The following is a 21637-nucleotide window of genomic DNA, read 5'->3' as shown; positions in this document are numbered from 1 at the left end:
AGGGGCCGGTGCGGCCGCCCGTCGTTCCTGTTTCCGGAGTCCCCCGCCCATGGCCGCCGCTGCGTCCGATGCCGAGGAGGCGCCCGATGCGCCCCTGTTCCGGCCCGCCCATCCCTGCCTCGACAGCCTGATCGACCCGCCCGGCCGGGCGGCGCCGGCCCCCGTGCCGCTGATCCCGCTGACCCGGGACGCTCTCGACGACTGGCTGGCGGGGCAACCCGCGGCGCGCGCCGCCTGGGTCCGTGCCCTGGGGTTCCGCGCCAAGGCCGGCGAGACCTGCCCGCTGCCGGGCGACAGCGGGGGCCATGACGGGGCCGGCCCGGACGGGATCCTGGTCGGCTTGGGCGACGGCAGCGACCGCTGGGCGCTGGCCGGACTGCCGCGCCGGCTGGCGCCGGGCTGCTATGCGCTGGACCCGGCGGCCGGCGACGACCTGGCGCCGACGGTGGCGGTGGCCTGGGCGCTGGGCGCCTGGCGCTTCGACCGCTACAAGAGCGCGCCGGACACGGACGGTGACCGGGACTCGGCCCCGCCCGCGCCGGCCCGTCTGGTGTGGCCCGCCGGTGTCGACCGCGCCCGCGTGCGCCGCCACGTGGCCGCGGTGGCCCTGACCCGCGATCTGGTGACCACCCCGGCGGCCGATCTGGGGCCGGCCGAGCTGGCGGCTGTGACGCGGGCGCTGGCCGCGCACCACGGCGCCGACTTCCGCGAGATCGTCGGCGACGCCTTGCTGGCCGAGAACTGGCCGGCGGTGCACGCGGTCGGGCGCGGCAGCGCGCGGCCGCCCCGGCTGCTGGACCTGCGCTGGGGCGACGAGGCCCATCCGCGCGTCACCCTGGTGGGCAAGGGGGTGGTGTTCGACTCCGGCGGCCTGGACCTGAAGCCGTCCGCCGGCATGAAGCTGATGAAGAAGGACATGGGCGGGGCCGCGCACGCCCTGGGGCTGGCGCATGCCATCATGGACGCCGGCCTGCCGGTGCGGCTGCGGGTGCTGATCCCGGCGGTGGAGAACATGCCGTCGGGCAGCGCCTTCCGGCCGTTGGACGTGCTGCGCACCCGCAAGGGGCTGACCGTGGAGGTCGGCAACACCGACGCCGAGGGCCGGCTGGTGCTGGCCGACGCCCTGGCCGAGGCCGACCGCGAGGATCCGGCCCTGCTGATCGACCTCGCCACCCTGACCGGGGCGGCGCGGGTGGCCCTGGGGCCCGACATTCCGGCCCTGTTCACCCGCGACGACGCGCTTGCCGCCGACCTGGCGGCGGCCGGCGCCGAGACCGGCGAGCCGGTCTGGCGGCTGCCGCTGCACCCCGGTTACCGCGCGATGCTCGACAGCCCCGTGGCCGACCTGAGCAGCACCGGGTCGAGCCCCTTCGCCGGCGCCATCACGGCGGCGCTGTTCCTGTCCGCCTTCGTGTCCGAGGCCACGCCCTGGGCGCATCTCGACCTCTACGCCTGGGCGCCGTCGTCGAAGCCGGGGCGGCCCGAGGGGGGCGCGGCGCAGGCGCTGGCGGCCCTGTTTGCCCTGGTCGAACGGCGGTTCGCGGCATGATGGCGCCGTGGCCCGATGACGAGACGCTGCCGCCGCGTCCCGCGCCGGCGCCGGTGCTGGCGCTGCTGGACGGACTGGCCGGGTCCAACAGCCAGACCCGGGGCGTGGTGCAGGCGCTCGGCCTGCCCTGGCACGAGGAGCGGCTGTGGTACGAGCACGAATGGCCGTGGCAGCGCGCCCTCGGCCTGGTGCGCCCGTCGCAGGAGACCAGGACGCGGCTGCTGGCGGCGCCCACCCCGGCGCTGGTGGTCAGCGCCGGTCGCCGCGCCGGCGCGGTGGCGCGGTGGCTGCGCGCCACCCTGATGGCGCGCGACGGCCGCGGTCCCCGGCTGGTGCACGTCCAGGACCCGCGCTACGGCCGCGCCGCGTTCGACCTGATCGCGGTGCCGGCGCACGACCGCCGCGTGGCGGCGCTGCGGCGCCGGTCCAATGTGCGCGTCGTCACCGGGGCGCCGCACCCGCTCACCGCCGGACGGGTGGCGGCCGCCGCGCCGGCCTGGCGCGAGCGCGTGGCGGCGTTGCCGCGACCCCGAATCGCGGTGCTGGTCGGGGGGGATTCGGGCCGCCGCCGCCTGGACGGCCGGCTCGCCGGCCTGCTGGCCGACCGTGCCGGGGCGCTGGCCGCCGGGGTGGGCGGATCGCTGCTGGTGACCACCAGCCGCCGCACCCGGACCGATGCCGTCACCGCCCTGCGCCGCCGGCTGCCCGGGCCGCACTGTCTGGTGCCGTGGCGCGAGAACCCGGCGGAGAATCCCTATCTGGGGTTCCTCGGGCTGGCCGACGCCGTCGTGGTGACGGGCGATTCCATGTCGATGCTGAGCGAGGCCACCGTGACGCGGCGGCCCCTGTGGCTGTTTGCACCAGACGGCTGGGCGCGGGCGCCGCACGCCCGCTTCCACGCCGAACTGGTGGCGGCCGGCGTGGCCCGGCGGCTGGGGCCGGACGCGGCCTGGGCGGAGTGGACCTACGAGCCGGTCAATCCGGCCGCCGAGATCGCCGCTGCCGCGCGGGCGCTGCTGCAAGCCGACGGGGTGGTGGGGTAGCGCGGCGCGCGCGGCACAGGGGACGCACCGGGTGAGTGTCCCAGGCCGGTCCTCATGTGCCGCGGGTCCCGCCGCGGCCGCCTCAGCCGCCTCAGCCGACGATGTCGACCTCGGCGAAGAAGTAGGCGATCTCCTTGGCCGCGTTCTCCGGGGAGTCGGAGCCGTGCACCGAGTTGGCCTCGATGGACTCGGCGAAGTCCTTGCGGATGGTGCCGGCCTCGGCGTTGGCCGGGTTGGTGGCGCCCATGATCTCGCGGTTCAGGGCGACGGCGTTCTCGCCCTCCAGCACCTGCACCACAACCGGGCCGGAGGTCATGAAGGCGACCAGCGAGTTGAAGAACGAGCGTTCCTTGTGCACGGCGTAGAAGCCTTCGGCCTGGGCGCGGGTGAGCTGCACCCGACGCTGGGCGACGAGGCGCAGGCCGCGCTCTTCGAAGCGGGCGTTGATGGCCCCCGTCAGGTTGCGGCGGGTGGCGTCGGGCTTGATGATCGAAAGCGTGCGTTCGATGGCCATCGGGGATTCCTGTCGTGTGTCGGGGTGGCGGAGGCGGCGGTGGACCACGCGCCCCGCGGGGATGGGTCCGGTCGGACGGTCGGTCGGCGGCGCGCCGGCGCTCCGGGGACGGCGGGTGAGGCGGACCGGGCGACGGCCGGTCGTGACGGGCCGGCCCGGAGGAGGGCGGCGCCTCAGGCGCGCGCCTTATAATGCGTCCCGCTCCGGAAGGCAACGGGGGGACCGCCCCCGTGTGTGTCGTGGCCCCTGGCGTCGTGGCCCACGGTGTCGCGGTTGGCGTGTCGCGGCTGGCGTGTCGCGGCTGGCGTGTCGCGGCTGGCGTGTCGCGGCTGACGTGTCACGGTGTGGCCCCGCTTGATCGTCTCCCCGGCCCACCTTATCTCGGACCGTAGTTTGACATGGCGGCCCGACCCGCTTGGTCGCGGACGCCCCGCGTCGCTATACTGCCCGTTGCCGCTTGTCTCCGCCGCTCCCGAGCCCCGAGGACCCCTGTCATGGCCGTGCTGCCCATCGTCGTTGCCCCCGATCCCCGCCTGAAGCGCAAGGCCGAGCCCGTCGCGGCCGTCGACGCCGAGACCGCCCGCCTCATGGACGACATGCTGGAGACCATGTACGCGGCCCCCGGCATCGGGCTGGCCGCGCCCCAGGTGGGCGTGCTCAAACGCGTCATCGTGGTCGACGTGGCGCGCGAGGGCGAGGCACCGCAGCCGCTGCGGCTGGCCAATCCGGAGATCCTGTGGACCTCCGAGGAGACCCGGGTGCACGAGGAGGGCTGCCTGTCGCTGCCCGAGATGTACGACGAGGTCACCCGCCCGGCGCGCATCCGGGTGCGCTTCCTGGGCCGGGACAACCAGGTGCAGGAGATGGAGGCTGACGGCCTGCTGGCGACCTGCATCCAGCACGAGATCGACCACCTCCAGGGCACGCTCTTCGTCGATCACCTGAGCAGCGTGAAGCGCAACATGATGCTGCGCAAGCTGCAGAAGCGGAAGAAGAGCGGGACCCTGGCGGCGTGACCCTGTCGGTCGTCTTCATGGGCACGCCGGACTTCGCGGTGCTGGCGCTGGAGGCCGTGGCGGACGCCCACGACGTGGTCTGCGTCTATACCCAGCCGCCGCGACCCGCCGGGCGCGGCAAGCAGGACCGGCCCTCCCCGGTGCAGGTCGCGGCCGAGGCCCGCGGCCTCCCCGTGCGCCATCCCGCCACGCTGAAGGACCCGGCCGACCGCGCCGCCTTCGCCGACCTGAACGCCGACGTGGCGGTGGTGGCGGCCTATGGCCTGATCCTGCCGCGCCCGGTGCTGGCGGCCCCGCGGCTGGGCTGCATCAACATCCATGCCTCGCTGCTGCCGCGCTGGCGCGGGGCGGCGCCGATTCAGCGCGCGATCATGGCCGGGGACGCCGAAACCGGCCTGACCATCATGCGCATGGAGGCGGGCCTGGACACCGGCCCCATGCTGCTGAAGGCGACGGTGCCGATCGACTCGACGACGACGGCCGGTACCCTGCACGACCGCCTCGCGGCCCTGGGCGGACCGCTGGTGCTGGAGGCCCTGGCCGGGCTGGAGGCCGGCACGCTGACCGCGACGCCGCAGCCCGAGGCCGGGGTGACCTATGCCGCCAAGATCGACAAGGCCGAGAGCCGCCTGGACTGGTCCCGGCCGGCGCCCGAGCTGGACCGCCACATCCGCGGTCTGACGCCGACGCCCGGGGCATTCTTCAAGGTCGCCGGCGAGCGCATCAAGCTGCTGGCGGCCACCCCGGTGGACGGCCCGGCCGACGCCGCGCCGGGGACGGTGCTGGACGCCGCGCCCACGGTGGCCTGTGGCGGCGGCAGCGCGTTGCGGCTGACGCGGATGCAGCGCGCCGGCAAGGCGGCGGTGGACGCGGACGCCTTCCTGCGCGGCCGCCCCCTTCCCCCGGGCAGCGTTCTGGGGTAGGCACGCGGCATCATGCCGCGATATCGCCTTCTGATCGAATATGACGGCGGCCCGTTCGTGGGCTGGCAGCGTCAGGACACCGGCCCGTCGGTCCAGCAGGCGCTGGAGGAGGCGGCGGAACGCCTGTGTGCCGGCCCGGTGCGCCTGCATGCGGCCGGACGGACCGATTCAGGGGTCCATGCGCTCGGCATGGTGGCGCACGCTGACATCGCCAAGACCCTGCCCGACGGCAAGATGGCCGACGCCCTCAACGCCCACCTGCGCCCCGCCCCGGTGGCGGTGCTGGCCGCCGACGTGGTCCCCGACGCGTTCCACGCCCGGTTTTCCTGCGTCGAGCGGCGTTACCTCTACCGCATCCTCACCCGGCGCGCCGGCCCGGCACTCGACAAGGGCCGGGTGTGGTGGCACCCGCGCCCGCTCGACGCCGACGCCATGCACGCCGCCGCCCAGGTGCTGGTGGGGCATCACGACTTCTCCAGCTTTCGCGCCGCCGAGTGCCAGGCCGACAGCCCGGTCAAGACGCTGGACGCGCTGGCGGTGGCCCGGATGGGGGAGGAGGTGCATGTCACCGCGCGGGCGCGCTCGTTCCTGCACCACCAGGTCCGCAACATGGTGGGCACCCTGGCCCTGGTCGGCACCGGCAAGTGGACGGTGGCCGACCTGCGCGCTGCCCTGGCGGCCCGCGACCGCGCCGCCGCCGGCCCGACCGCCCCGGCGCACGGGTTGTACTTCGTCGCGGCGCGTTACCCCGACACCGAGGAGTGATCCACCATGCACTGGCTGACGCTGATGGGCGCCATCGTCCTGGAGGTGATGGGCACCACGTCCATGAAGCTGTCGCACGGCTTCACGCGGCTGTGGCCCTCCATCGGGGTGGTCGTGTTTTACGGCGCCAGCCTGACCTTGCTGACCCTGGCGTTGAAGAAGCTTGACGTCTCCGTGGCCTACGCAATCTGGGCCGGGCTGGGCACGGCGCTGATCGCCGGGATCGGCGTCGTGTATTTCGGCGAAGCCTTGACCTGGGTTCGCGCCATCTCGATTCTGTTGATCGTGATCGGCGTCGTGGGCCTCAACCTGAGCGGATCGCCGCACTGAGGCGGCCCGGGACGCCCCCATCGCAGACCGGGGCGGTCCGGTGCGGCCGCACTCTGCCACCGCCCCACGCCCCGCCGATGCCACGACGGGGCCGGCGCACGAGGACGGACCCCGCAGCATGCGCGAGGAGGACGATCACCCCGCCACCGACGACGCGGATGGCGACGGCCCGCCGCCCCGCCGCCGCGGCTGGCGTCTGCTGTGGCGGTGGCCCTCGACGCTGACCCTGGTGGCGATCCTGTTCTTCGTCGGCATCGGTCTGATTCTGCGCGCCGTGTGGGTGTATGGCGACCTGATCCTGGTGGCCGGGCGCGGCACCTCGGTTCTGATCCTGGGCATGGCGTTCATCATCGCGCTGAACGTGATCGCCATCGTGCTGATGCTGGTCCTGCTCCGCACCATCAAGGGCCGCGACGAGTAGGGCCGCGTGGGGGGAGCTTCACCCTCGCGCCAGCCAGACGATCAGCACCCCGAGGGCCATCGCCACCACCCCGCCGATGCGCAGGTGCCGGTCCGGCATCTCCAGGGCGGCGCGGATCAGCGCCCGCATGGGCGGCGCCATGAGGGCGTACAGCATGCCTTCGATGACCAGCACGAGGCCGAGTGCGGTGACGATGTCCTGAACCATGGCACTCCCGAACGGCGGCAGGGGCGGGGTCATTCCCCGATGTTGAGCAGCAGGCCCTTGACCCGGGCGACGCGGAAAACGTGCAGGAAGAACGCCCCGGCCAGCGTGAGGTACAGCCCGTTCAGCGCCACCGCGGCGGCCAGGTGGCCCCAGTGCACGGTGCCCTCGAACAGCACCTGGCGCATGCCCTCGAACACATGCGCGGGCGGGAAGCTGTAGCCGATGACCTGCATCCAGACCGGCAGCACGTCCATGGGATAGTAGATCCCGCTGATCGGCCAGAACACGAAGATCAGGATCCAGGGCAGGCTCTCCGCCCCGAGGCCGACGCGCAGAACGAGGGCACTGACGAGCAGCCCGATGACCCAACCCATGGCCAGCATGTTGACGAAGAACGCCAGCAGCGGCAGGCCCATGTCATAGATGTTGTAGGCATAGAACAGCCACGCCAGCCCCGTCGCCGGTAGCACGCCGATCAGGGTGCGGATGATGCTCATGGCCATCAGGGCCGCCAGCAGCTCCAGCGGCCGCAACGGGCTGACGAACAGATGGCCCAGGTTGCGCGCCCACATCTCCTCCATGAACGACAGCGACAGCCCCAGGTTGCCGCGGAACATGACGTCCCACAGCAGCACGGCGGCGATGAAGATGCCGCCGGCCTGGGCGATCAGGCTGGATTCGCTGGCCAGGAACTGGGTGATGAAGCCCCAGGTGATGACCTGCATGATCGGCCAGTAGGCCAGCTCCAGCAGGCGCGGGATCGAGCCGCGCATGACGAACCAGTGGCGCAGCATCAGCGCCCACACCCGGCGCCCCGAGAACCGGCGCGCGGCGTGGCTCTCATGGGGATCCGCGTGCAGGGGGCGGACCACACTGTCGCCGACGTCAGGCGGCATCGTCCACCTTGCGCAGCACGAAGAAGATATAGCCGTAGCTGTCGCCGCAGCGGCGCCAGATGTCGATTTCGTGGTCGTTGGCGTCCAGCACCCGGGCCAGCGCCGGTCCGGCCGCCGGGCGCAGGGCGGCGCTGCGCGCGGCCAGCGGGGCGTAGTATTCGTCCCACCACGCCTGTTTCGGCAGCACATGGGTGCCCAGAACGGCGAAGCCGTCGGCCTCGGCCTGGGCGCACTTGTCCGCCACGGTGACCAGCGGGTACCCCTCGTCCTGCTCCCAGTAGGCCCGGGCCTCGGCCGGCGGGTCGTCGGTCAGCCACACCACGTCGCTCGCCACCAGCAGGCCGCCCGGCACCAGCAGCGGCCGCCACAGCCGCAGGCCCTCGACGAAGCCGGGGACATAGATGCTGCCTTCGGCCCAGATCAGGGCCACGCCTTCGGGCTCCTCGGGCAGATTGAAGAACGACTGCTGGCGGGTCTCGATCAGGGTCGACAGCCCGGCGTCGTCCGCCGCCTGGGCCAGCCGCTCCAGGTAAGCGCGGTGGGTGTCGATGGCGATCACCGAATGCTTCAGCGTGCGCGCCAGAACCAGGGTCTGGCGCCCCGGGCCGCACCCCAGGTCGAGGATGGCGCCATCGGGCAGCGGCGGCAGTGACCGGGCCACCTGTTCGGTCATGGCGTCGCTGCCCGGTCCCTCGCGCGGCAGCTCGTGATGGAGGGTGAAGAAGGCGTCCCAGTCAATGGTGTCGTCGGCCACGGCCGTCAGTCCCGGACGATGAAACGGGAGCCTCACTCTGGCACTTTCGCGCGCGCTTCGCATCCCTCTTCCGGCGCGGACCGGGCGCCGGCGGACAGCGTCCAGGTCGCCGCCGGGGTCCAGTGCCCCCAGTGCCGGCTCGGGCCGCCGGTGATGGTCAGCGGCGGCAGCGGCTGACGCGCCAGCGTGCCGGGGCCGTCGTGCAGCACCGCGACGCCGTGCCAGGGGCCGGGGTTGAGACGCGGCGCGGGGACGGTGAGGGTGGCGGTCACGGTCGCGCCCGCCCCGGCCGCGACCGGCGGGTGGGCGAGGTCGCTGGCCAGCCCGCTGATCCGGGTGCCGTCGGGGGCGTACAGCGGCACGCCCACGAACAGGGCGCGGGCCGGCGCCGCCAGCCGGGCGCGCAGCCGCAGGGTCAGCGGCGCGCCGAAGGGCGCCGTGGCGACCGCCGCCCCGCCGTCGTCCAGCCACGCCAGGTCCAGCGGTCCGACCCGGGTTGCGTCGTGGAACAGCGGCTTGAGGAACCCGGGTGTGGCGCCGTCCTCGGAGTCGCGGGGCGCCGGCGCGGCCCCCTCGGCCCCCTCGGCCCCCTCGGCCAGGCGGCGGTACAGGGCCAGGCCGGCCTCGGGGAGGCCGTCGTAGGCCACCCGGCCGCGGTCCAGCACCACGACCCGGTCGCAGAACCGCGCCACCTCGGCCAGATTGTGCGAGACCAGCACCACGGCGGCGCGCTCGCGCAGCACCATCATGCGCGCCAGGCAGCGTTGCCGGAACGGGAAGTCGCCCACCGACAGCACCTCGTCCACCAACAGCAGGTCGGGGTCGCAGTGCACCGCGATGGCGAAGCCCAGGCGCAGCGCCATGCCGCTGGAATAGCCGCCCACCGGCCGGTCGAGCGCCGGCCCAAGGCCGCAGAAGGCTTCGATATGGGGCGCCGCCGCCGCCATCTCGGCGCGGCTGCGCCCGGCCAGCGCGCCCGCCAGCGGGATGCAGTCGCGCCCGCTCAGGGCTGGGGCGAGGCCGGCGGTCAGGTCCATCAGGGTCGCCACCCGCCCGGTCCGGGTCACGCGGCCGGCGTCCGGGGCCAGATGGCCGGCGGCGAGGCGCAGCAGGGTGGTCTTGCCGGCACCGTTCAGGCCCACCACGCCCACGGACTCGCCCCGGCGCACCGTCAGCGACACGCCCTCCAGGGCCGCCACGGTGCCCGGTCCGGCGGCCCGCGGGACAGGATCGCGGCCCCACAGGGCGCGCCAGACCTGACGCGCCCAGGCGCGGCGGTCGGCGCCCGGCGCCGCCGGAAAGCCTTTCGAGACCCCGTCCAGGCTGAGCAGGGCCGCGCTCACGCCCCCGCCTCCCGCAGCCGCGGCGTCAGACGCGCCAGCCCGCGCAGGGCCACGGCCAGGGTCAGGAGACCGGCCGCACTCCAGGCCAGCACCGCGCCCGGGTGGGGCAGGGCGCCGGTCAGGGCCAGGGTGCGCAGGCTGTCGGTCCACAGCGCCAGCGGATTGAGGATGGTGGCCGCGAGGGTCCAACCGGCGTCCGGCAGCGGGAACAGCACCAGACTCGGCAGCAGGGTGAGGCGCAGAGCGGTCGCCGCGCCGCCCGCCGCGTCCGGCCATGGCGCGGTCAGCAGCGCCAGCACCAGGCCGGCCCCCGTGGCCAGCGCCAGCGCGGGCAGCAGCAGCGCCAGCGCCGCGAGCAGGCCGATCGGGTCCATGGCGCCCTGCGCCGCCAGCGCCAGCGGGACCAGGACCAGCGCCCGGACGGCGGTCCGCTCCGCCGCCTCCAGCCCGCCGGCCAGCAGGGCCGCGGCCGGCGCGGTGCCGGGGGCGCGGTGCGCCGCCAGACCGCGCGCCGGGGCCAGGGCGGCGTCCACCAGCAGGCTCCACAGCAGATAGCCCATGGCCGCATAGGCCAGCGGCGCGAGGGTGTCCGGGCGCGGCAGGGCGCCGCCGGCCACCAGCGGCAGGTAGACCAGCAGGGGCCAGAGGGGCCCCAGCGCCTCGCCCGCCCAGCCGAGGGCGCCCCGCCGCACCCGTGTCCGGCGGGCGCGGCCGGCCAGTGCGGCGGCGACGCGGAACGAGCCGCGTGCGAGGGTCGCCAACTCGGGCGGTGTCATCGGTTCTGATCCCGCCAAGAGGGAGGGCGCCGGGGCCGTTCGCGCCCACCGTGGATGCGCTCCTGTTTTGCGGGAGCGCCGCGCGCGACGCAAGGAAAGACCACAGGCGGGCCCCTCTCGACAGCGTGCCGCGCGCCGCCTACATCTTCTGCGAACCGTTCCAGACCCGATGACCAAGGAGGCCGCGCCATGGCCGATGCCGAGACCCTGTCCCCGCCGCCGGCCCAGGCCGGGCCGTCGGTGTCCATCAGCGAGGCCTGTGCCCGGCGCGTGCAGACGCTGATCGCCGGCGAGGGCGACGAGTCGCTCATGCTGCGCGTGATCGTGGACGGCGGCGGCTGCTCCGGGTTCCAGTACCGCTTCGATCTCGACCGCGTGGCGGCCGACGACGACCGCGTGTTCGAGGCCCATGGTGTGCGGGTGGTGATCGACGAGGCGTCGCTGGAGCTGCTGGACGGCGCGCTGATCGACTATGTCGAGGACCTGATGGCGGCGGCCTTCACCATCCGGAACCCCAACGCCACCTCGACCTGCGGCTGCGGCACCTCGTTTTCGATGTAGCCCGGGCGAGCGGTCGCGCCCGAAAAGCGGTCGCCGCTCGGCGCCGCGGGTACGATAGCGATTGAGCGAGCCCCGGACCGGGCACTACACTCCGCCCGGTTTTCCCGGCGGTGTCACCGTGCCCGGCCTGCGCCCGTGTCCGCGCCCGGACCCCGGCCCAGCCACGGTTGCGCCGCCCCCAATCGGGAGTCGCGTCATGTCGCTGCTGGCCGTCGGCCTTCTGCTGTTCTTCCTGGCTCACCTCATCCCCATGGTCCCCGTGTGGCGCAACCGACTGGTCGGGGTCATGGGCCTGGCGCCGTACAAGGTGGTCTTTGCGCTGGTCTCTCTGGCCGGTCTGGTGCTGATCGTCTACGGCTTCTCGCAGGCGCCGCGCGTGCCCGGCTATCAGGTGCCGGCCTGGGGCATGTGGCTGCCGCTGATCGCGATGCCGCTCGCGTTCATCCTGCTGATCGCGACCTACGTGCCGTGCAACATCAAGCGCTGGACCCGCCACCCGATGACCATCGCCATCCTGCTGTGGGCCGGCGCCCACCTGCTGGCGAGTCCCTGGGCGGCCTCGGGCCTGCTGTTCGGCAGCTTCGCCATCTATGCCGTGCTCAACCTGCTGGGCCAGGTGACGCGCCCGCAGCCGCCGCGGCCGGAGCCGCGGCCGATGAAGACGGACGCCATTGTGGTCGCGATGGGTCTGGCGGCGACGGTGGTGTTCGCGCTCACCCACCACATCCTGTTCGGGGTCAGCGCCCTGCCGATGATCTTCGGCAGCAGCACCGACCTGATCGGCTGACCCAGCCCGGCGCCCGCGCGGCCCGACGCCGCGCGGGCCTCCGGTCGCGCTGTGCAGGCAGCCGGTCAGTGGGCGGCCGCCGCGTCTCCCGCCACGTCTCCCGCCTTGGCCCCCCGCGCCTCCAGGTCGAAGGCGGCGGCCATCAGGGCCTGGGTGTAGGCGGTGCGGGGCGCGTCCAGCACCTGGGCGGCGGGGCCGGCCTCGACCACCACGCCGTCCTTCATCACCAGGATGTCGTCCGCCAGCGCGCGGACCACCCGCAGGTCGTGGCTGATGAACAGGTAGGCCAGCCGGTGGCGGTCCTGCAGGTCGCGCAGCAGGTCGACGATCTGCGCCTGCACCGAGACGTCGAGCGCGCTGGTGGGCTCGTCCAGCACCAGGAAGCGCGGCTTCAGGGCCAACGCCCGGGCGATGGCGATGCGCTGGCGCTGGCCGCCGGAGAACTCGTGCGGATAGCGGGCGCGCGTCTCCGGGTCCAGGCCGACCTCCCGCAAAGCCTCGACGACCCGGGCCTCGCGCTCGGCAGCGTTGGCGCCGATGCGGTGCACCTCCAGCCCCTCGCCGACGATCTGGCCCACCGACAGGCGCGGGCTGAGGCTGCCGAACGGGTCCTGGAACACGATCTGCATGCGCCGGCGCAGCGGTCGCACCGCCTTGGACCTGAGCCCGTCGATGCGCCCGCCCTCGAAGGTGATCGGCCCGGCCGACGGGATCAGGCGCAGCAGCGCGAGGCCCAGCGTGGTCTTGCCGGAGCCGCTTTCGCCCACCACGCCGACGGTGTGACCCTCCTTGACCGCCAGGGTCACCCCGTCCACGGCTTTGATGTGGCCAACGGTGCGGCGGATCACGCCCTTCTGGATCGGGAAGTGCACCTTCAGGTCGGTGGTGGTGATCACCGTTGCGGCGTCGTCCGGCGGCGGGCGCGGCGTACCCTTGGGCTCGGCGGCCATCAGGGCGCGGGTGTAGGGGTGCTGCGGATCGGCGAACAGCCGCACCACCGGACCGCGCTCCACGACTTGGCCGTCCTTCATGACGCAGACCGTATCGGCGATGCGGCGCACGATGCTCAGGTCGTGGGTGATGAACAGCAGGGCCATGCCGAAGCGGTCGCGCAGATCCATCAGCAGGTCCAGGATCTGGGCCTGGATGGTGACGTCGAGCGCCGTGGTCGGCTCGTCGGCGATCAGCAGGTCGGGTTCGTTGGCCAGGGCCATGGCGATCATCACGCGCTGGCGCTGGCCGCCGGACAGTTCGTGTGGCAGGGCGGACAGCCGCCGCTCGGCCTCGGGCAGGCCGACCAGCCGCAGCAGCTCCAGGGTCCGCGCCCGCGCCGCCGCCCCGGTCAGGCCCTTGTGCACCGCCAGGGTCTCGCCGATCTGCTTCTCGACCGAATGCAGCGGGTTCAGCGCCGTCATCGGCTCCTGGAAGATCATCGCCGCGGTCTCGCCGCGCATCCGGCGCAGCACCGGGTCGGGGGCCGTCATCATCTCGGTGCCGGCCAGCCGGATCGACCCCGACGGATGGTGCGCGAACGGATAGGGCAGCAGGCGCAGCACCGACAGCGCCGAGACCGACTTGCCCGAGCCGCTCTCGCCCACCAGGGCCAGGGTCTCGCCGCGCCGGATGGAGAACGAGACGCCGCGGACGGCCTCCACCGCCCGGGGCGGGTGGCCGAAGGTGACCGACAGGTTCTCGACCGCCAGCACGGTGTCGCCCAGGGCGGCGAGCCGGTCCGGGTCGTCGCGATGCGCGGCCTGACCGTGGTCCATGAGGTCACCCCCCATCACGTCACGCCTTTTCGCGGATCGAAGGCGTCGCGCACCGCCTCGCCGACGAACACCAGCAGGGTCAGCATGACGGCGATGACCATGAAGCTGGTGATGCCCAGCCATGGAGCCTGAAGGTTGTCCTTGCCCTGGCGCAGCAGTTCGCCCAGCGACGGCGAGCCCGGCGGCAGCCCCAGACCCAGGAAGTCCAGCGAGGTCAGCGCCACCAGCGAGCCGGCCAGGATGAATGGCAGGAAGGTCAGGGTGGCGACCATGGCATTGGGCAGCACGTGCTTGACCATCACCTGGGCGTCGGACATGCCCAGCGCCTTGGCGGCGCGCACGTAGTCGAAGTTGCGCGCGCGCAGGAACTCGGCCCGCACCACCCCCACCAGGGCGGTCCAGGAGAACAGCAGCAGCACCACCAGCAGGGTCCAGAACCCGGGCACCAGCACCGACGAGACGATGATGAGGATGAAGAGCTGCGGCAAACCGGACCAGATCTCCACGAAGCGCTGGAAGAACAGGTCCAACAGGCCGCCGAAATAGCCCTGCACGGCGCCGGCCGCGACCCCGATCAGGGACGAGAACACCGTCAGCGCCAGCCCGAACAGCACCGACAGCCGGAAGCCGTAGATCAGGCGAGCCATCACGTCGCGGCCCTGGTCGTCGGTGCCGAGCCAGTTCTCGGCGCTGGGCGGCGCCGGGGCCGGCACCGGCAGGTCCTGGTTGACGGTCTGGTAGGAGAACGTGACCAACGGCCAGACCATGAAGCCCTTGTCGGTGATCAGGTCCGCCACGAAGGGATCGCGGTAGGCGGCGGGCGTCGGGAAGTCGCCGCCGAAGGTGGTTTCCGGGTAGTCCGCCACGACCGGAAAGTACGGCGCGCCGTCATACCACACGAACACGGGCCGGTCGTTGGCGATCCACTCGGCGAACAGGCTGAGGACGAACAGCACCAGGAAGATCCACAACGACCAGAAGCCGCGCCGGTTGGCGCGGAAATTGGCCAGCCGCCGGCGCCAGATCGGGCTCAGGCCGCCGGAGGGCGCGGCGGCGGCGGGGCGGGCGCCGGTGTCGGCGGCGGCGAGGGTTCCGCTGTCACTCATGCGCGGTCACACCTCCCGGCTCTCGAAGTCGATGCGCGGATCAATGATGTGGTAGGTGACGTCGGAGATCAGGTTGAGCACCAGCCCCAGAAGCGCAAATACATAGAGCGTGCCGAACATCACCGGATAGTCGCGGTTGATGACCGCCTCGAAACCCAGCAGACCGAGGCCGTCCAGGCTGAAGATCACCTCGATCAGCAGGGCGCCGGTGAACAGCATCCCCACCAGCGCGGCCGGGAACCCGGCCACCACCAGCAGCATGGCGTTGCGGAACACGTGGCCGTAAAGGATGCGCCGTTCGGTCAGGCCCTTGGCGCGCGCGGTCACCACGTACTGCTTGTTGATCTCCTCCAGGAACGAGTTCTTGGTCAGCATGGTCAGGCTGGCGAAGCCCCCGATCACCATCGCGGTCACCGGTAGCGTCAGATGCCAGGCGTAGTCCAGGACCTGGCGCCACCAGGGCAGCTCGGACCAATTGTCCGAGACCAACCCGCGCAGCGGGAACAGGTCGAAATAGCGCCCGCCGGCGAACAGCACGATCAGCAGGATGGCGAACAGGAACCCGGGCACCGCATAGCCGATGATCACCGCCCAGCTCGTGACCATGTCGAAGCGGCTGCCGTCGCGCACGGCCTTGGCGATGCCGAGCGGGATCGAGACCAGATAGATGATGAGCGTCGACCAGACGCCGAGCGAGACCGAAACCGGCATCTTGTCTCCGATCAGCTCCAGAACGCCCTGGTCGCGGAAGTAGCTCTCGCCGAGGTCGAAAGTGGCATAGTCCACCAGCATCTTCAGGTAGCGTTCGTGGATCGGCTTGTCGAACCCGAACTGTTGCTCGATCTCGGCGATGAAGGCCGGATCCAGGCCGCGTGCGCCCTGATAGGTGCTGTCGCCGCCGCCACCCCCCTCGCCGCCACCGCCGCCGACCTCGCTGGCGTCGATGCCGGAAAAGCGGGCGGTGGCGTCCACGGCGGTGCCCTGGATCTCGGCCAGCAACTGCTCCACCGGCCCGCCGGGGGCGATCTGCACGATGAAGAAGTTGATCGTGATGATGCCCAGCAGGGTCAGCGGGATCAGCAGCAGACGGCGGATGATGTAGGCGGCCATGGATGGGCGGCCCCGCTTACCGTGCCGCCAGCACGCCGGCGGCCGCCAGCGCCTCGGCCTTGGCCGGATCGACCCACCACGCCGTCACCTGCGTGCCCTGCGACGGGGTCACGGCGGGGCGGCCGAACTTGTCCCAGAACACCAGGCGGTCGTACTCGATGTGCCAGTGCGGGACGACCAGGAACGACCATTGCAGCACGCGGTCGAGGGCATGGACGGCGGTCTCCAACTCGGCGCGGCTGTGGGCCTGGATGACCCGCTCGATGAGGGCGTCGACCACCGGGTCGGCGATGCCGGCCAGGTTGCGGCTGCCCTCCACGTCGGCGGTGGCGCTGCTCCAGAACTCGCGCTGTTCGTTGCCGGGGCTGTCGGACTGGCCCCAGCTCGTGATCGCCATGTCGTAGTCGAAAGCGTTGATGCGGTTGAGGAACTGGGCCGTGTCCACGGTCCGCACCCGGGCCTTGACCCCCAGGCGTTCCAGGTTCTGCACGAACGGCAGCGCGACGCGTTCGAAGGTGACGCCATACAACAGGATCTCGAACGACAGCGGCCCCTTGTCCGGATGGGTCATCACGCCGTCCTGGATCGACCAGCCGGCCTCGCGCAGCAGGCCCAGCGCGGTGCGCAGGTTGGCGCGAATCTCGCCCGGCGCCGGCACGGCGGGCGGGGTGTATTCCTCCGTGAACAGACGCGGCGGAAGCTGGTCCCGGTACGGCTCCAGCAGCGCCAGTTCGGCGCCCTCGGGCACGCCGGTGGCGGCCAGGGGACTGTTGTCGAAGTAGCTGCGGGTGCGGGTGTACTGGCCGAAGAACAGGTTCCGGTTGGCCCACTGGAAGTCGAAGGCGTAGGCCAGCGCCTCGCGCACGCGCGGATCGGCGAAGACCGGCCGGCGCATGTTCATGACGAAGCCCTGCATGCCGGCGACCCGGTCGTGCGGCGCCTCCAGCTTGACCAGGTGGCCGGCCTCCAGGGCATCGCCGTCATAGGCGGTGGCCCACACCTTGGCGATGTTCTCGGCCCGGAAGTCGTACTCCCCGGCCTTCAGCGCCTCGACGGCCACGGTGGCGTCGCGGTAGTAGTCGTACTCGATGACGCCGAAGTTGTGCTGGCCGACCGAGACCGGCAGATCGCGGGCCCAGTAGTCCTCGACCCGCTCGTAGCGGATGGTGCGGCCGGGTTCGAAGTCGGCGATCCGATAGGGGCCGCTGCCGAGCGGCGGCTCCAGTGTGGTGGCGGCGAAGTCGCGCCCCTCCCAGTCGTGCTTGGGCAGCACCGGAAGCTGACCCAGGATCAACGGCAGCTCCCGGTTGGTGCTGGTCGAGAACGTAAACGTCACCGTGCGGTCATCCAGGGCCTCGGCCTGCGCCACGTCGGCGTAGTAGAAGCGGTAGAGGGGGGCGCCGTCGGTGCGCAGCGTCTCGAAGCTGAACAGCACGTCCTCGGCGGTGATCGGCGTGCCGTCGTGGAACCGGGCCGCCGGATTGAGGCGGAAGGTGACCCAGGAGCGATCCTCGGGGGTCTCGATGCTTTCCGCCACCAGCCCGTACTTGGTGAACGGCTCGTCGGCCGACGGCACCATCAGGGTGTCGAACAGCCGGCCCAGGCCGGCGGCGCTCTCGCCCTTGATGGTGAACGGGTTCAGGGTGTCGAATCCGCCCAGGGCCGCGAGCCGGAACGTGCCGCCCTTGGGCGCGTCCGGATTGACATAATCGAAATGGGGGAAGTCCGGGCCGTACTTGGGTGTGCCGTGCATGGCGATGGCATGGCTGGGCTCGGCGGCGGCGGGGGCCGTCAGCGTGCCCGCCAGCACCAGCATCAGGCCGGCCAGGACGGACCGCGGCGACAGGAACGGGCCGGAACGGCGCATGGGGACACTCCCGCTGGTGGGGGCCAGAACGTCAACGATGGCACAGATAGTGCGGGCACCATGCGGCGCGATCAAGGCGGGAGCGGCAATTTGGTGGTCCTACTCGGCCGCGAAGGTCACCGTCATGCGACCGGGTCCCTCCTCGTTGCGCGGGGGATGAACGATCACCTCGACGTCGCTGCCCAGAGCGCGCAAGGCATCCAGCATGCGGGTTTCGCTGATGCCCCGGAAGCGGCCGTTGCGCAGGGCCGACAGACGCGGTTGCGGGATGCCGGTGAGCGCCGCCGCGGCGCGCTGGGTCAAGCCGCGCGCCTGGATGCGATCCTCGATGGCCATGGCGATATGGGCCTTGCGCAGCATGGTGTCCGCGTCGGGATCGCCCAGGTCGGCGTAGACGTTGCCACTACCTGCCTCGAACTCCGTCATATCATGTGTCATATCACCCATCCATCAACCGAAAAATTACATAATAAATCGAGTCAGCTCTTGTGTTTTCTTTCTTGCTCAATGAACTTCAAACGCTTTTCAATAAGGTCCATGTCGCTGGCGGGAACTTCGGCTTTGCGTTTGGATTTTTTCTGAAACACATGCAAAACATACACGGCATCCGCATATCGGACCGTATAGACAGCCCGATAGGTATCGCCATCGTGGTCGGCCACGACCTCCAGCACGCCAGCCCCTTTGAAGCCCGTGAGAGGTTTCGCCCTGGGGGACTTGCCGCCGCTTTGTGCGAGGTGAAGGGCGTAGCCGATAGTGTCGCGAACGGCATCTGGCATCTCCTTCAATTTTTGCTTGGTCCCGCTCGCCCAAGCCAAACGCCTGAACACCGGCATAACTTGGTGACCCCGCCTGTTGGTTCCCGTTGCGGTTTGATATCGAAATAGATATCAGCCGTCAAGACATGACCTCGGCGTCGGTCCTCCCGGCCCCGACACCCCATCGCGCCTTCCCCCCGCGACGCGCCTGTGCCACAAGGGCCGCGTCCGCCTCAGCCGAGACCCCCGCCATGCCCCGCCTGCCGCTCCGCTCCCAACCGCCGCTGATCGTGCTGCCCGCGCGCATGGCCTCGTCCCGCCTGCCCGGCAAGCCGATGGCCGACATCGCCGGCAAGCCGATGATCGCCCACGTGGTCGAGCGCGCGCTGGCCGCCCACCTGGGGCCGGTGGTCGTGGCCTGCTGCGAGGAGGCGGTGGCGCGCGCCGCCGCCCGCGCCGGTGCCAAAGCGGTCATGACCGATCCCGACCTGCCCTCGGGCTCGGACCGGGTGTGGGCCGCGGTCCAGGCGGTGGACCCGGAGGGCCACCACGATCTGGTCATCAACGTACAGGCCGACCTGCCGACGCTCGATCCGGTGCTGATCCGCGACGTCCTGGCGCCGCTGGCCGACCCGGCGGTCGATATCGCGACGCCCGTCGCCCGCATCACCGATCCGGCGGAACTGGCCGACCCCGGCGTGGTCAAGGCGGCGGTGGCGCTGGCGCCCGGCCAGCGCGTCGGCCCGGCCCTGTACTTCAGCCGCCAGGCGATCCCGTCCGGCGACGGGCCGCACTACCACCACATCGGCCTATATGCGTTCCGGCGCGCCGCGCTGGCGCGGTTCGTGACGCTGCCGCCGGGCGTTCTGGAGCAGCGCGAGCGCCTGGAGCAGTTGCGCGCGCTGGAGAACCACATGCGCATCGACGCCGTGCTGGTGGAGACCGTCCCGCTCGGCGTGGACACGCCGGCGGACCTGGAGCGGGCGCGGGCGCTGCTGGCGGCGCGACCGTCCGCCGACCGATGAGCGGCCTGCCCCGTCGACCGCTGGGCCGCACCGGCCGGTCGGTCTCGGTGCTGGGCCTGGGCTGCGCCAGCTACTGGGCCAAGCCCCGGTTCGCCGAGGCGCGCGCGCGGGCGGTGCTCGCGGCGGCCCTGGAGGCCGGGGTGACGGTGCTCGATACCGGGGCCTCCTATGCCCACGGCCACGCCGAACGCCGTCTCGGCCGGCTGCTGCGCGAGCTGGGCGCCGATCCCGAGGCGCTGCTGATCGGGACCAAGGCCGGCACGGTGCGCGACCGCCATGGCCGGCTCGTCAAGGAGTTCCGCGCCGAGTCGGTCATCGCCCAGGCCGAGGCCAGCCTGCGGGCGCTGGGCCTGGAGCGGCTGCCGCTGCTCCAGCTTCACGGCCCCGCGCCGGACGACCTGACCGACGACCTGCGGCGCGCCCTGGAGGACCTGCGGGCCACCGGCAAGGTGGCGCTGTTCGGCATCAACGGCTTCGCGCCGGTGATCCGCCAGGCCATCGGGATGGCGCCGTTCGACGTGCTGATGCCGTTCCTGTCGGTGATGGAGCCGCGCAGCGCCGCCCTGGTGGCCGACGCGCAGGCCGCCGGCCAGGGCGTCCTGGTGGCCGGACCGCTGGCCCGCATGGCCTTCGCGCCGCCGCTGGCGCGCTGGCTGACCCGGCCCAGTGGTTTGTGGTACCTGGCCCGCGCGCTGCGCCATGGGCCGGCGCCGCTGCTGCGGGCGCGGGCGCTGCGGCCGGCGCTGACGGCGCCCGGCTGGACCCCGGCGCAACTCGCGCTGGCCTGGGTGCTGGACCATCCCGGGGTGGCGTCGGCGGTGGTCGGCACCACGGACCCGGCCCACATCGCCGCCCTCGCCGAGGCCGCGGCCCGGCCGCTGCCGGACGATGTGCGGGCGGCCGTGACCCGGGCACACGCCGCGACCTGACCCGGCGCCGTCGCCGTCAGGTCGTGTCCGTGTCCGGGTTCGTGTCCGTGTCCGGGTCGGCGTAGCGGGTGGCGATCGCCCGCACCTCGTCCTCCCGCGCCAGCAGGGCCTCGACCACCGCCGGATCGAAGTGGGTGCCGTGGCCCTCGCGGATGATCGCCATGGCCTTGTCGTGCGGGAACGCCGGCTTGTAGACGCGCCGGGAGATGAGCGCGTCGTAGACGTCCGCCACCGCCATCAGGCGGGCGGCGAAGGGAATGTCCTCACCCGCCAGACCGCGTGGATAGCCCGAGCCGTCCCATTTCTCGTGATGGCCGCCGGCAATGTCGCAGCCGAAGCGCAGAAAGCCGACCCGGTGCGGGTCGCCGTCCTCGGCCGCCGCCAGCAACGCCTGTCGTCCCAGCTCGGCGTGGCTCTTCATGATCGCCATCTCGTCGTCGGTCAGCCGGCCCGGCTTCAACAGGATCGCGTCCGGGATGCCCACCTTGCCGACATCGTGCAGCGGCGCCGACTTGAACAGCAGGTCGATGGTGTCGCCGTCCAGGTGCGGGGCGAAGCGCGGATGCGCCACCAGGGCCTCGGCGAGAATGCGGACGTAATGCTGGGTGCGCCGGATGTGGTTGCCGGTCTCGTTGTCGCGGGTCTCGGCCAGCGACGCCAGGGCGCGGATGGTAACGTCCTGAGCCTGCACCACCTCGCGCGTCCGGGCCATCAGCTCCTCGCTGCGCTGGCGGACCTCGGCCTCCAGGGTATGGCTGTAGTCCTCCAGCACGCGGCGTGCCTGGCGCAACTTGAGATGCGTCCGCACCCGGGCTTGGGTCACCGCCGGCGAGATCGGCTTGGTCAGGTAGTCCACCGCCCCCAGCGCGAAGCCCTGGGCCTCGTCGCCGGCGTCGGCCAGGGCGGTGACGAAGATCACCGGAATGTCGGCGTAGCGCGGGGTGCCCTTGATGACCCGGCACAGGTCATGGCCGTCCATGCCCGGCATCATGACGTCGAGCAGGATCAGGTCCGGGACCGGACCGCTTTCCAGGCGTTGCAGGGCCTGGTGGCCGGTCTTCGCGACCGCCAAGCGGTAGTCGTTTTCCAGAAGATCGACCAGGACCTTGATGTTCATCGGCTCGTCGTCGACGACCAGAACCAGGGGCCGGGAGTCGGAGGCAGTCGTCATCAGGGCATCCTTAGCGG

24 protein-coding genes are annotated in these 21637 nt (G+C 72.2%); 11 read left to right on the top strand and 13 right to left on the bottom strand.

Annotation, left to right across the window (positions count from 1 at the left end; genetic code table 11):
- Nucleotides 1–49: 49 nt before the first annotated feature.
- Nucleotides 50–1549 (top strand): leucyl aminopeptidase family protein, encoded by a 1500-nt coding sequence (locus GGD88_RS07455; protein WP_184433574.1) that lies wholly within the window; start codon nucleotides 50–52, stop codon nucleotides 1547–1549.
- Nucleotides 1546–2592, top strand: a complete 1047-nt coding sequence (locus GGD88_RS07450) for a mitochondrial fission ELM1 family protein (RefSeq protein WP_184433571.1) — start codon at nucleotides 1546–1548, stop codon at nucleotides 2590–2592. Before GGD88_RS07455 ends, GGD88_RS07450 begins: the two co-directional genes overlap by 4 nt.
- 91 nt (nucleotides 2593–2683) lie before the next feature.
- Here the strand turns inward: GGD88_RS07450 and ndk are convergent, their stop codons facing one another.
- A complete protein-coding gene (ndk, locus tag GGD88_RS07445; RefSeq protein WP_184433568.1) occupies nucleotides 2684–3106 on the bottom strand; it encodes a nucleoside-diphosphate kinase in 423 nt (140 codons plus the stop codon).
- A gap of 494 nt (nucleotides 3107–3600) precedes the next feature.
- Here ndk and def point away from each other — a divergent pair, with 494 nt between their 5' ends.
- The 5 genes from def to GGD88_RS07420 all read left to right on the top strand — a co-directional run bounded on the left by def (nucleotide 3601) and on the right by GGD88_RS07420 (nucleotide 6561).
- The gene (gene def, locus GGD88_RS07440; RefSeq protein WP_184433565.1) at nucleotides 3601–4122 is read left to right on the top strand and encodes a peptide deformylase; all 522 of its coding nucleotides are present in this window, start codon (nucleotides 3601–3603) and stop codon (nucleotides 4120–4122) included.
- A 2-nt stretch (nucleotides 4123–4124) separates the two neighbouring features.
- Nucleotides 4125–5045, top strand: coding sequence for a methionyl-tRNA formyltransferase (gene fmt, locus GGD88_RS07435; RefSeq protein WP_184433621.1), 921 nt, complete (start codon nucleotides 4125–4127; stop codon nucleotides 5043–5045).
- Between the two features lie 12 nt (nucleotides 5046–5057).
- Nucleotides 5058–5810 (top strand): tRNA pseudouridine(38-40) synthase TruA, encoded by a 753-nt coding sequence (truA, locus tag GGD88_RS07430; protein WP_184433562.1) that lies wholly within the window; start codon nucleotides 5058–5060, stop codon nucleotides 5808–5810.
- A gap of 6 nt (nucleotides 5811–5816) precedes the next feature.
- Nucleotides 5817–6140 carry a DMT family transporter gene (locus tag GGD88_RS07425; protein WP_184433559.1) on the top strand — a complete coding sequence of 108 codons (324 nt, stop codon included), beginning with the start codon at nucleotides 5817–5819 and terminating at the stop codon, nucleotides 6138–6140.
- Between the two features lie 118 nt (nucleotides 6141–6258).
- On the top strand, nucleotides 6259–6561 hold the full coding sequence (locus GGD88_RS07420; protein WP_184433557.1) for a hypothetical protein: 303 nt from the start codon (nucleotides 6259–6261) through the stop codon (nucleotides 6559–6561).
- 18 nt (nucleotides 6562–6579) lie between these two features.
- Here GGD88_RS07420 and GGD88_RS07415 read toward each other — a convergent pair whose 3' ends face one another.
- From GGD88_RS07415 to GGD88_RS07395, 5 genes are read right to left on the bottom strand one after another with little or no spacing between them, the layout of a single operon-like run.
- Complete coding sequence (locus tag GGD88_RS07415; RefSeq protein WP_246423631.1) at nucleotides 6580–6801, bottom strand: DUF2065 domain-containing protein; 222 nt, start codon at nucleotides 6799–6801, stop codon at nucleotides 6580–6582.
- Nucleotides 6798–7664 carry an ABC transporter permease gene (locus tag GGD88_RS07410; RefSeq protein ID WP_184433555.1) on the bottom strand — a complete coding sequence of 289 codons (867 nt, stop codon included), beginning with the start codon at nucleotides 7662–7664 and terminating at the stop codon, nucleotides 6798–6800. Before GGD88_RS07410 ends, GGD88_RS07415 begins: the two co-directional genes overlap by 4 nt.
- Nucleotides 7654–8418, bottom strand: a complete 765-nt coding sequence (locus GGD88_RS07405) for a methyltransferase domain-containing protein (protein WP_184433553.1) — start codon at nucleotides 8416–8418, stop codon at nucleotides 7654–7656. Before GGD88_RS07405 ends, GGD88_RS07410 begins: the two co-directional genes overlap by 11 nt.
- Before the next feature lie 32 nt (nucleotides 8419–8450).
- Nucleotides 8451–9761 carry an ATP-binding cassette domain-containing protein gene (locus GGD88_RS07400; RefSeq protein WP_184433551.1) on the bottom strand — a complete coding sequence of 437 codons (1311 nt, stop codon included), beginning with the start codon at nucleotides 9759–9761 and terminating at the stop codon, nucleotides 8451–8453.
- Entirely contained in the window at nucleotides 9758–10537 is a 780-nt protein-coding gene (locus GGD88_RS07395; protein ID WP_184433549.1) for a hypothetical protein, read from the bottom strand. Before GGD88_RS07395 ends, GGD88_RS07400 begins: the two co-directional genes overlap by 4 nt.
- A 189-nt stretch (nucleotides 10538–10726) precedes the next feature.
- Between GGD88_RS07395 and erpA the strand changes: the two genes are divergently transcribed.
- On the top strand, nucleotides 10727–11098 hold the full coding sequence (gene erpA, locus GGD88_RS07390; protein ID WP_184433547.1) for an iron-sulfur cluster insertion protein ErpA: 372 nt from the start codon (nucleotides 10727–10729) through the stop codon (nucleotides 11096–11098).
- A 196-nt stretch (nucleotides 11099–11294) separates the two neighbouring features.
- Nucleotides 11295–11885, top strand: coding sequence for an NnrU family protein (locus tag GGD88_RS07385; RefSeq protein ID WP_184433545.1), 591 nt, complete (start codon nucleotides 11295–11297; stop codon nucleotides 11883–11885).
- A gap of 65 nt (nucleotides 11886–11950) precedes the next feature.
- Here GGD88_RS07385 and GGD88_RS07380 read toward each other — a convergent pair whose 3' ends face one another.
- The 6 genes from GGD88_RS07380 to GGD88_RS07355 form a co-directional block, all read right to left on the bottom strand.
- Nucleotides 11951–13654: an ABC transporter ATP-binding protein gene (locus GGD88_RS07380; RefSeq protein WP_246423630.1), complete on the bottom strand. Its 1704-nt coding sequence runs from the start codon at nucleotides 13652–13654 to the stop codon at nucleotides 11951–11953.
- A gap of 14 nt (nucleotides 13655–13668) precedes the next feature.
- Entirely contained in the window at nucleotides 13669–14760 is a 1092-nt protein-coding gene (locus GGD88_RS07375; RefSeq protein ID WP_184433541.1) for an ABC transporter permease, read from the bottom strand.
- 6 nt (nucleotides 14761–14766) lie between these two features.
- A complete protein-coding gene (locus GGD88_RS07370) occupies nucleotides 14767–15870 on the bottom strand; it encodes a microcin C ABC transporter permease YejB (protein ID WP_184433538.1) in 1104 nt (367 codons plus the stop codon).
- A gap of 16 nt (nucleotides 15871–15886) precedes the next feature.
- Nucleotides 15887–17737 (bottom strand): extracellular solute-binding protein, encoded by a 1851-nt coding sequence (locus GGD88_RS07365; RefSeq protein ID WP_184433536.1) that lies wholly within the window; start codon nucleotides 17735–17737, stop codon nucleotides 15887–15889.
- 99 nt (nucleotides 17738–17836) lie between these two features.
- Entirely contained in the window at nucleotides 17837–18175 is a 339-nt protein-coding gene (locus GGD88_RS07360) for a helix-turn-helix domain-containing protein (protein WP_221237044.1), read from the bottom strand.
- Nucleotides 18176–18216: 41 nt separating this feature from the next.
- A complete protein-coding gene (locus GGD88_RS07355) occupies nucleotides 18217–18573 on the bottom strand; it encodes a type II toxin-antitoxin system RelE/ParE family toxin (RefSeq protein WP_184433534.1) in 357 nt (118 codons plus the stop codon).
- Between the two features lie 173 nt (nucleotides 18574–18746).
- Here GGD88_RS07355 and GGD88_RS07350 point away from each other — a divergent pair, with 173 nt between their 5' ends.
- Entirely contained in the window at nucleotides 18747–19520 is a 774-nt protein-coding gene (locus tag GGD88_RS07350) for a 3-deoxy-manno-octulosonate cytidylyltransferase (RefSeq protein ID WP_184433532.1), read from the top strand.
- On the top strand, nucleotides 19517–20449 hold the full coding sequence (locus GGD88_RS07345; protein ID WP_184433530.1) for an aldo/keto reductase: 933 nt from the start codon (nucleotides 19517–19519) through the stop codon (nucleotides 20447–20449). The genes GGD88_RS07350 and GGD88_RS07345 overlap by 4 nt, the downstream gene beginning before the upstream one ends.
- 16 nt (nucleotides 20450–20465) lie before the next feature.
- Here the strand turns inward: GGD88_RS07345 and GGD88_RS07340 are convergent, their stop codons facing one another.
- The gene (locus GGD88_RS07340) at nucleotides 20466–21620 is read right to left on the bottom strand and encodes a response regulator (RefSeq protein WP_184433528.1); all 1155 of its coding nucleotides are present in this window, start codon (nucleotides 21618–21620) and stop codon (nucleotides 20466–20468) included.
- Nucleotides 21621–21637: the final 17 nt, after the last annotated feature.

It is taken from the genome of Roseospira goensis (assembly GCF_014197795.1).
Taxonomy (GTDB): domain Bacteria; phylum Pseudomonadota; class Alphaproteobacteria; order Rhodospirillales; family Rhodospirillaceae; genus Rhodospira; species Rhodospira goensis.
The sequence above is the reverse complement of the archived record's forward strand: the minus strand, read 5'-3'. Positions and strand labels throughout refer to the sequence as shown.

Excerpts from the sequence above, each read along its gene's own strand:
- GGD88_RS07425 (WP_184433559.1), top strand. The coding sequence starts at position 5,817 with ATGCACTGGCTGACGCTGATGGGCGCCATCGTCCTGGAGGTGATGGGC.
- GGD88_RS07365 (WP_184433536.1), bottom strand. The coding sequence starts at position 17,737 with ATGCGCCGTTCCGGCCCGTTCCTGTCGCCGCGGTCCGTCCTGGCCGGC.
- GGD88_RS07380 (WP_246423630.1), bottom strand. The coding sequence starts at position 13,654 with ATGGACCACGGTCAGGCCGCGCATCGCGACGACCCGGACCGGCTCGCC.
- GGD88_RS07355 (WP_184433534.1), bottom strand. The coding sequence starts at position 18,573 with ATGCCGGTGTTCAGGCGTTTGGCTTGGGCGAGCGGGACCAAGCAAAAA.
- GGD88_RS07395 (WP_184433549.1), bottom strand. The coding sequence starts at position 10,537 with ATGACACCGCCCGAGTTGGCGACCCTCGCACGCGGCTCGTTCCGCGTC.
- truA (WP_184433562.1), top strand. The coding sequence starts at position 5,058 with ATGCCGCGATATCGCCTTCTGATCGAATATGACGGCGGCCCGTTCGTG.
- GGD88_RS07350 (WP_184433532.1), top strand. The coding sequence starts at position 18,747 with ATGCCCCGCCTGCCGCTCCGCTCCCAACCGCCGCTGATCGTGCTGCCC.
- GGD88_RS07345 (WP_184433530.1), top strand. The coding sequence starts at position 19,517 with ATGAGCGGCCTGCCCCGTCGACCGCTGGGCCGCACCGGCCGGTCGGTC.
- GGD88_RS07450 (WP_184433571.1), top strand. The coding sequence starts at position 1,546 with ATGATGGCGCCGTGGCCCGATGACGAGACGCTGCCGCCGCGTCCCGCG.
- def (WP_184433565.1), top strand. The coding sequence starts at position 3,601 with ATGGCCGTGCTGCCCATCGTCGTTGCCCCCGATCCCCGCCTGAAGCGC.
- GGD88_RS07340 (WP_184433528.1), bottom strand. The coding sequence starts at position 21,620 with ATGACGACTGCCTCCGACTCCCGGCCCCTGGTTCTGGTCGTCGACGAC.
- GGD88_RS07415 (WP_246423631.1), bottom strand. The coding sequence starts at position 6,801 with ATGACCCCGCCCCTGCCGCCGTTCGGGAGTGCCATGGTTCAGGACATC.
- GGD88_RS07385 (WP_184433545.1), top strand. The coding sequence starts at position 11,295 with ATGTCGCTGCTGGCCGTCGGCCTTCTGCTGTTCTTCCTGGCTCACCTC.
- GGD88_RS07375 (WP_184433541.1), bottom strand. The coding sequence starts at position 14,760 with ATGAGTGACAGCGGAACCCTCGCCGCCGCCGACACCGGCGCCCGCCCC.
- erpA (WP_184433547.1), top strand. The coding sequence starts at position 10,727 with ATGGCCGATGCCGAGACCCTGTCCCCGCCGCCGGCCCAGGCCGGGCCG.
- ndk (WP_184433568.1), bottom strand. The coding sequence starts at position 3,106 with ATGGCCATCGAACGCACGCTTTCGATCATCAAGCCCGACGCCACCCGC.
- GGD88_RS07370 (WP_184433538.1), bottom strand. The coding sequence starts at position 15,870 with ATGGCCGCCTACATCATCCGCCGTCTGCTGCTGATCCCGCTGACCCTG.
- GGD88_RS07360 (WP_221237044.1), bottom strand. The coding sequence starts at position 18,175 with ATGACACATGATATGACGGAGTTCGAGGCAGGTAGTGGCAACGTCTAC.
- GGD88_RS07420 (WP_184433557.1), top strand. The coding sequence starts at position 6,259 with ATGCGCGAGGAGGACGATCACCCCGCCACCGACGACGCGGATGGCGAC.
- GGD88_RS07410 (WP_184433555.1), bottom strand. The coding sequence starts at position 7,664 with ATGCCGCCTGACGTCGGCGACAGTGTGGTCCGCCCCCTGCACGCGGAT.
- GGD88_RS07455 (WP_184433574.1), top strand. The coding sequence starts at position 50 with ATGGCCGCCGCTGCGTCCGATGCCGAGGAGGCGCCCGATGCGCCCCTG.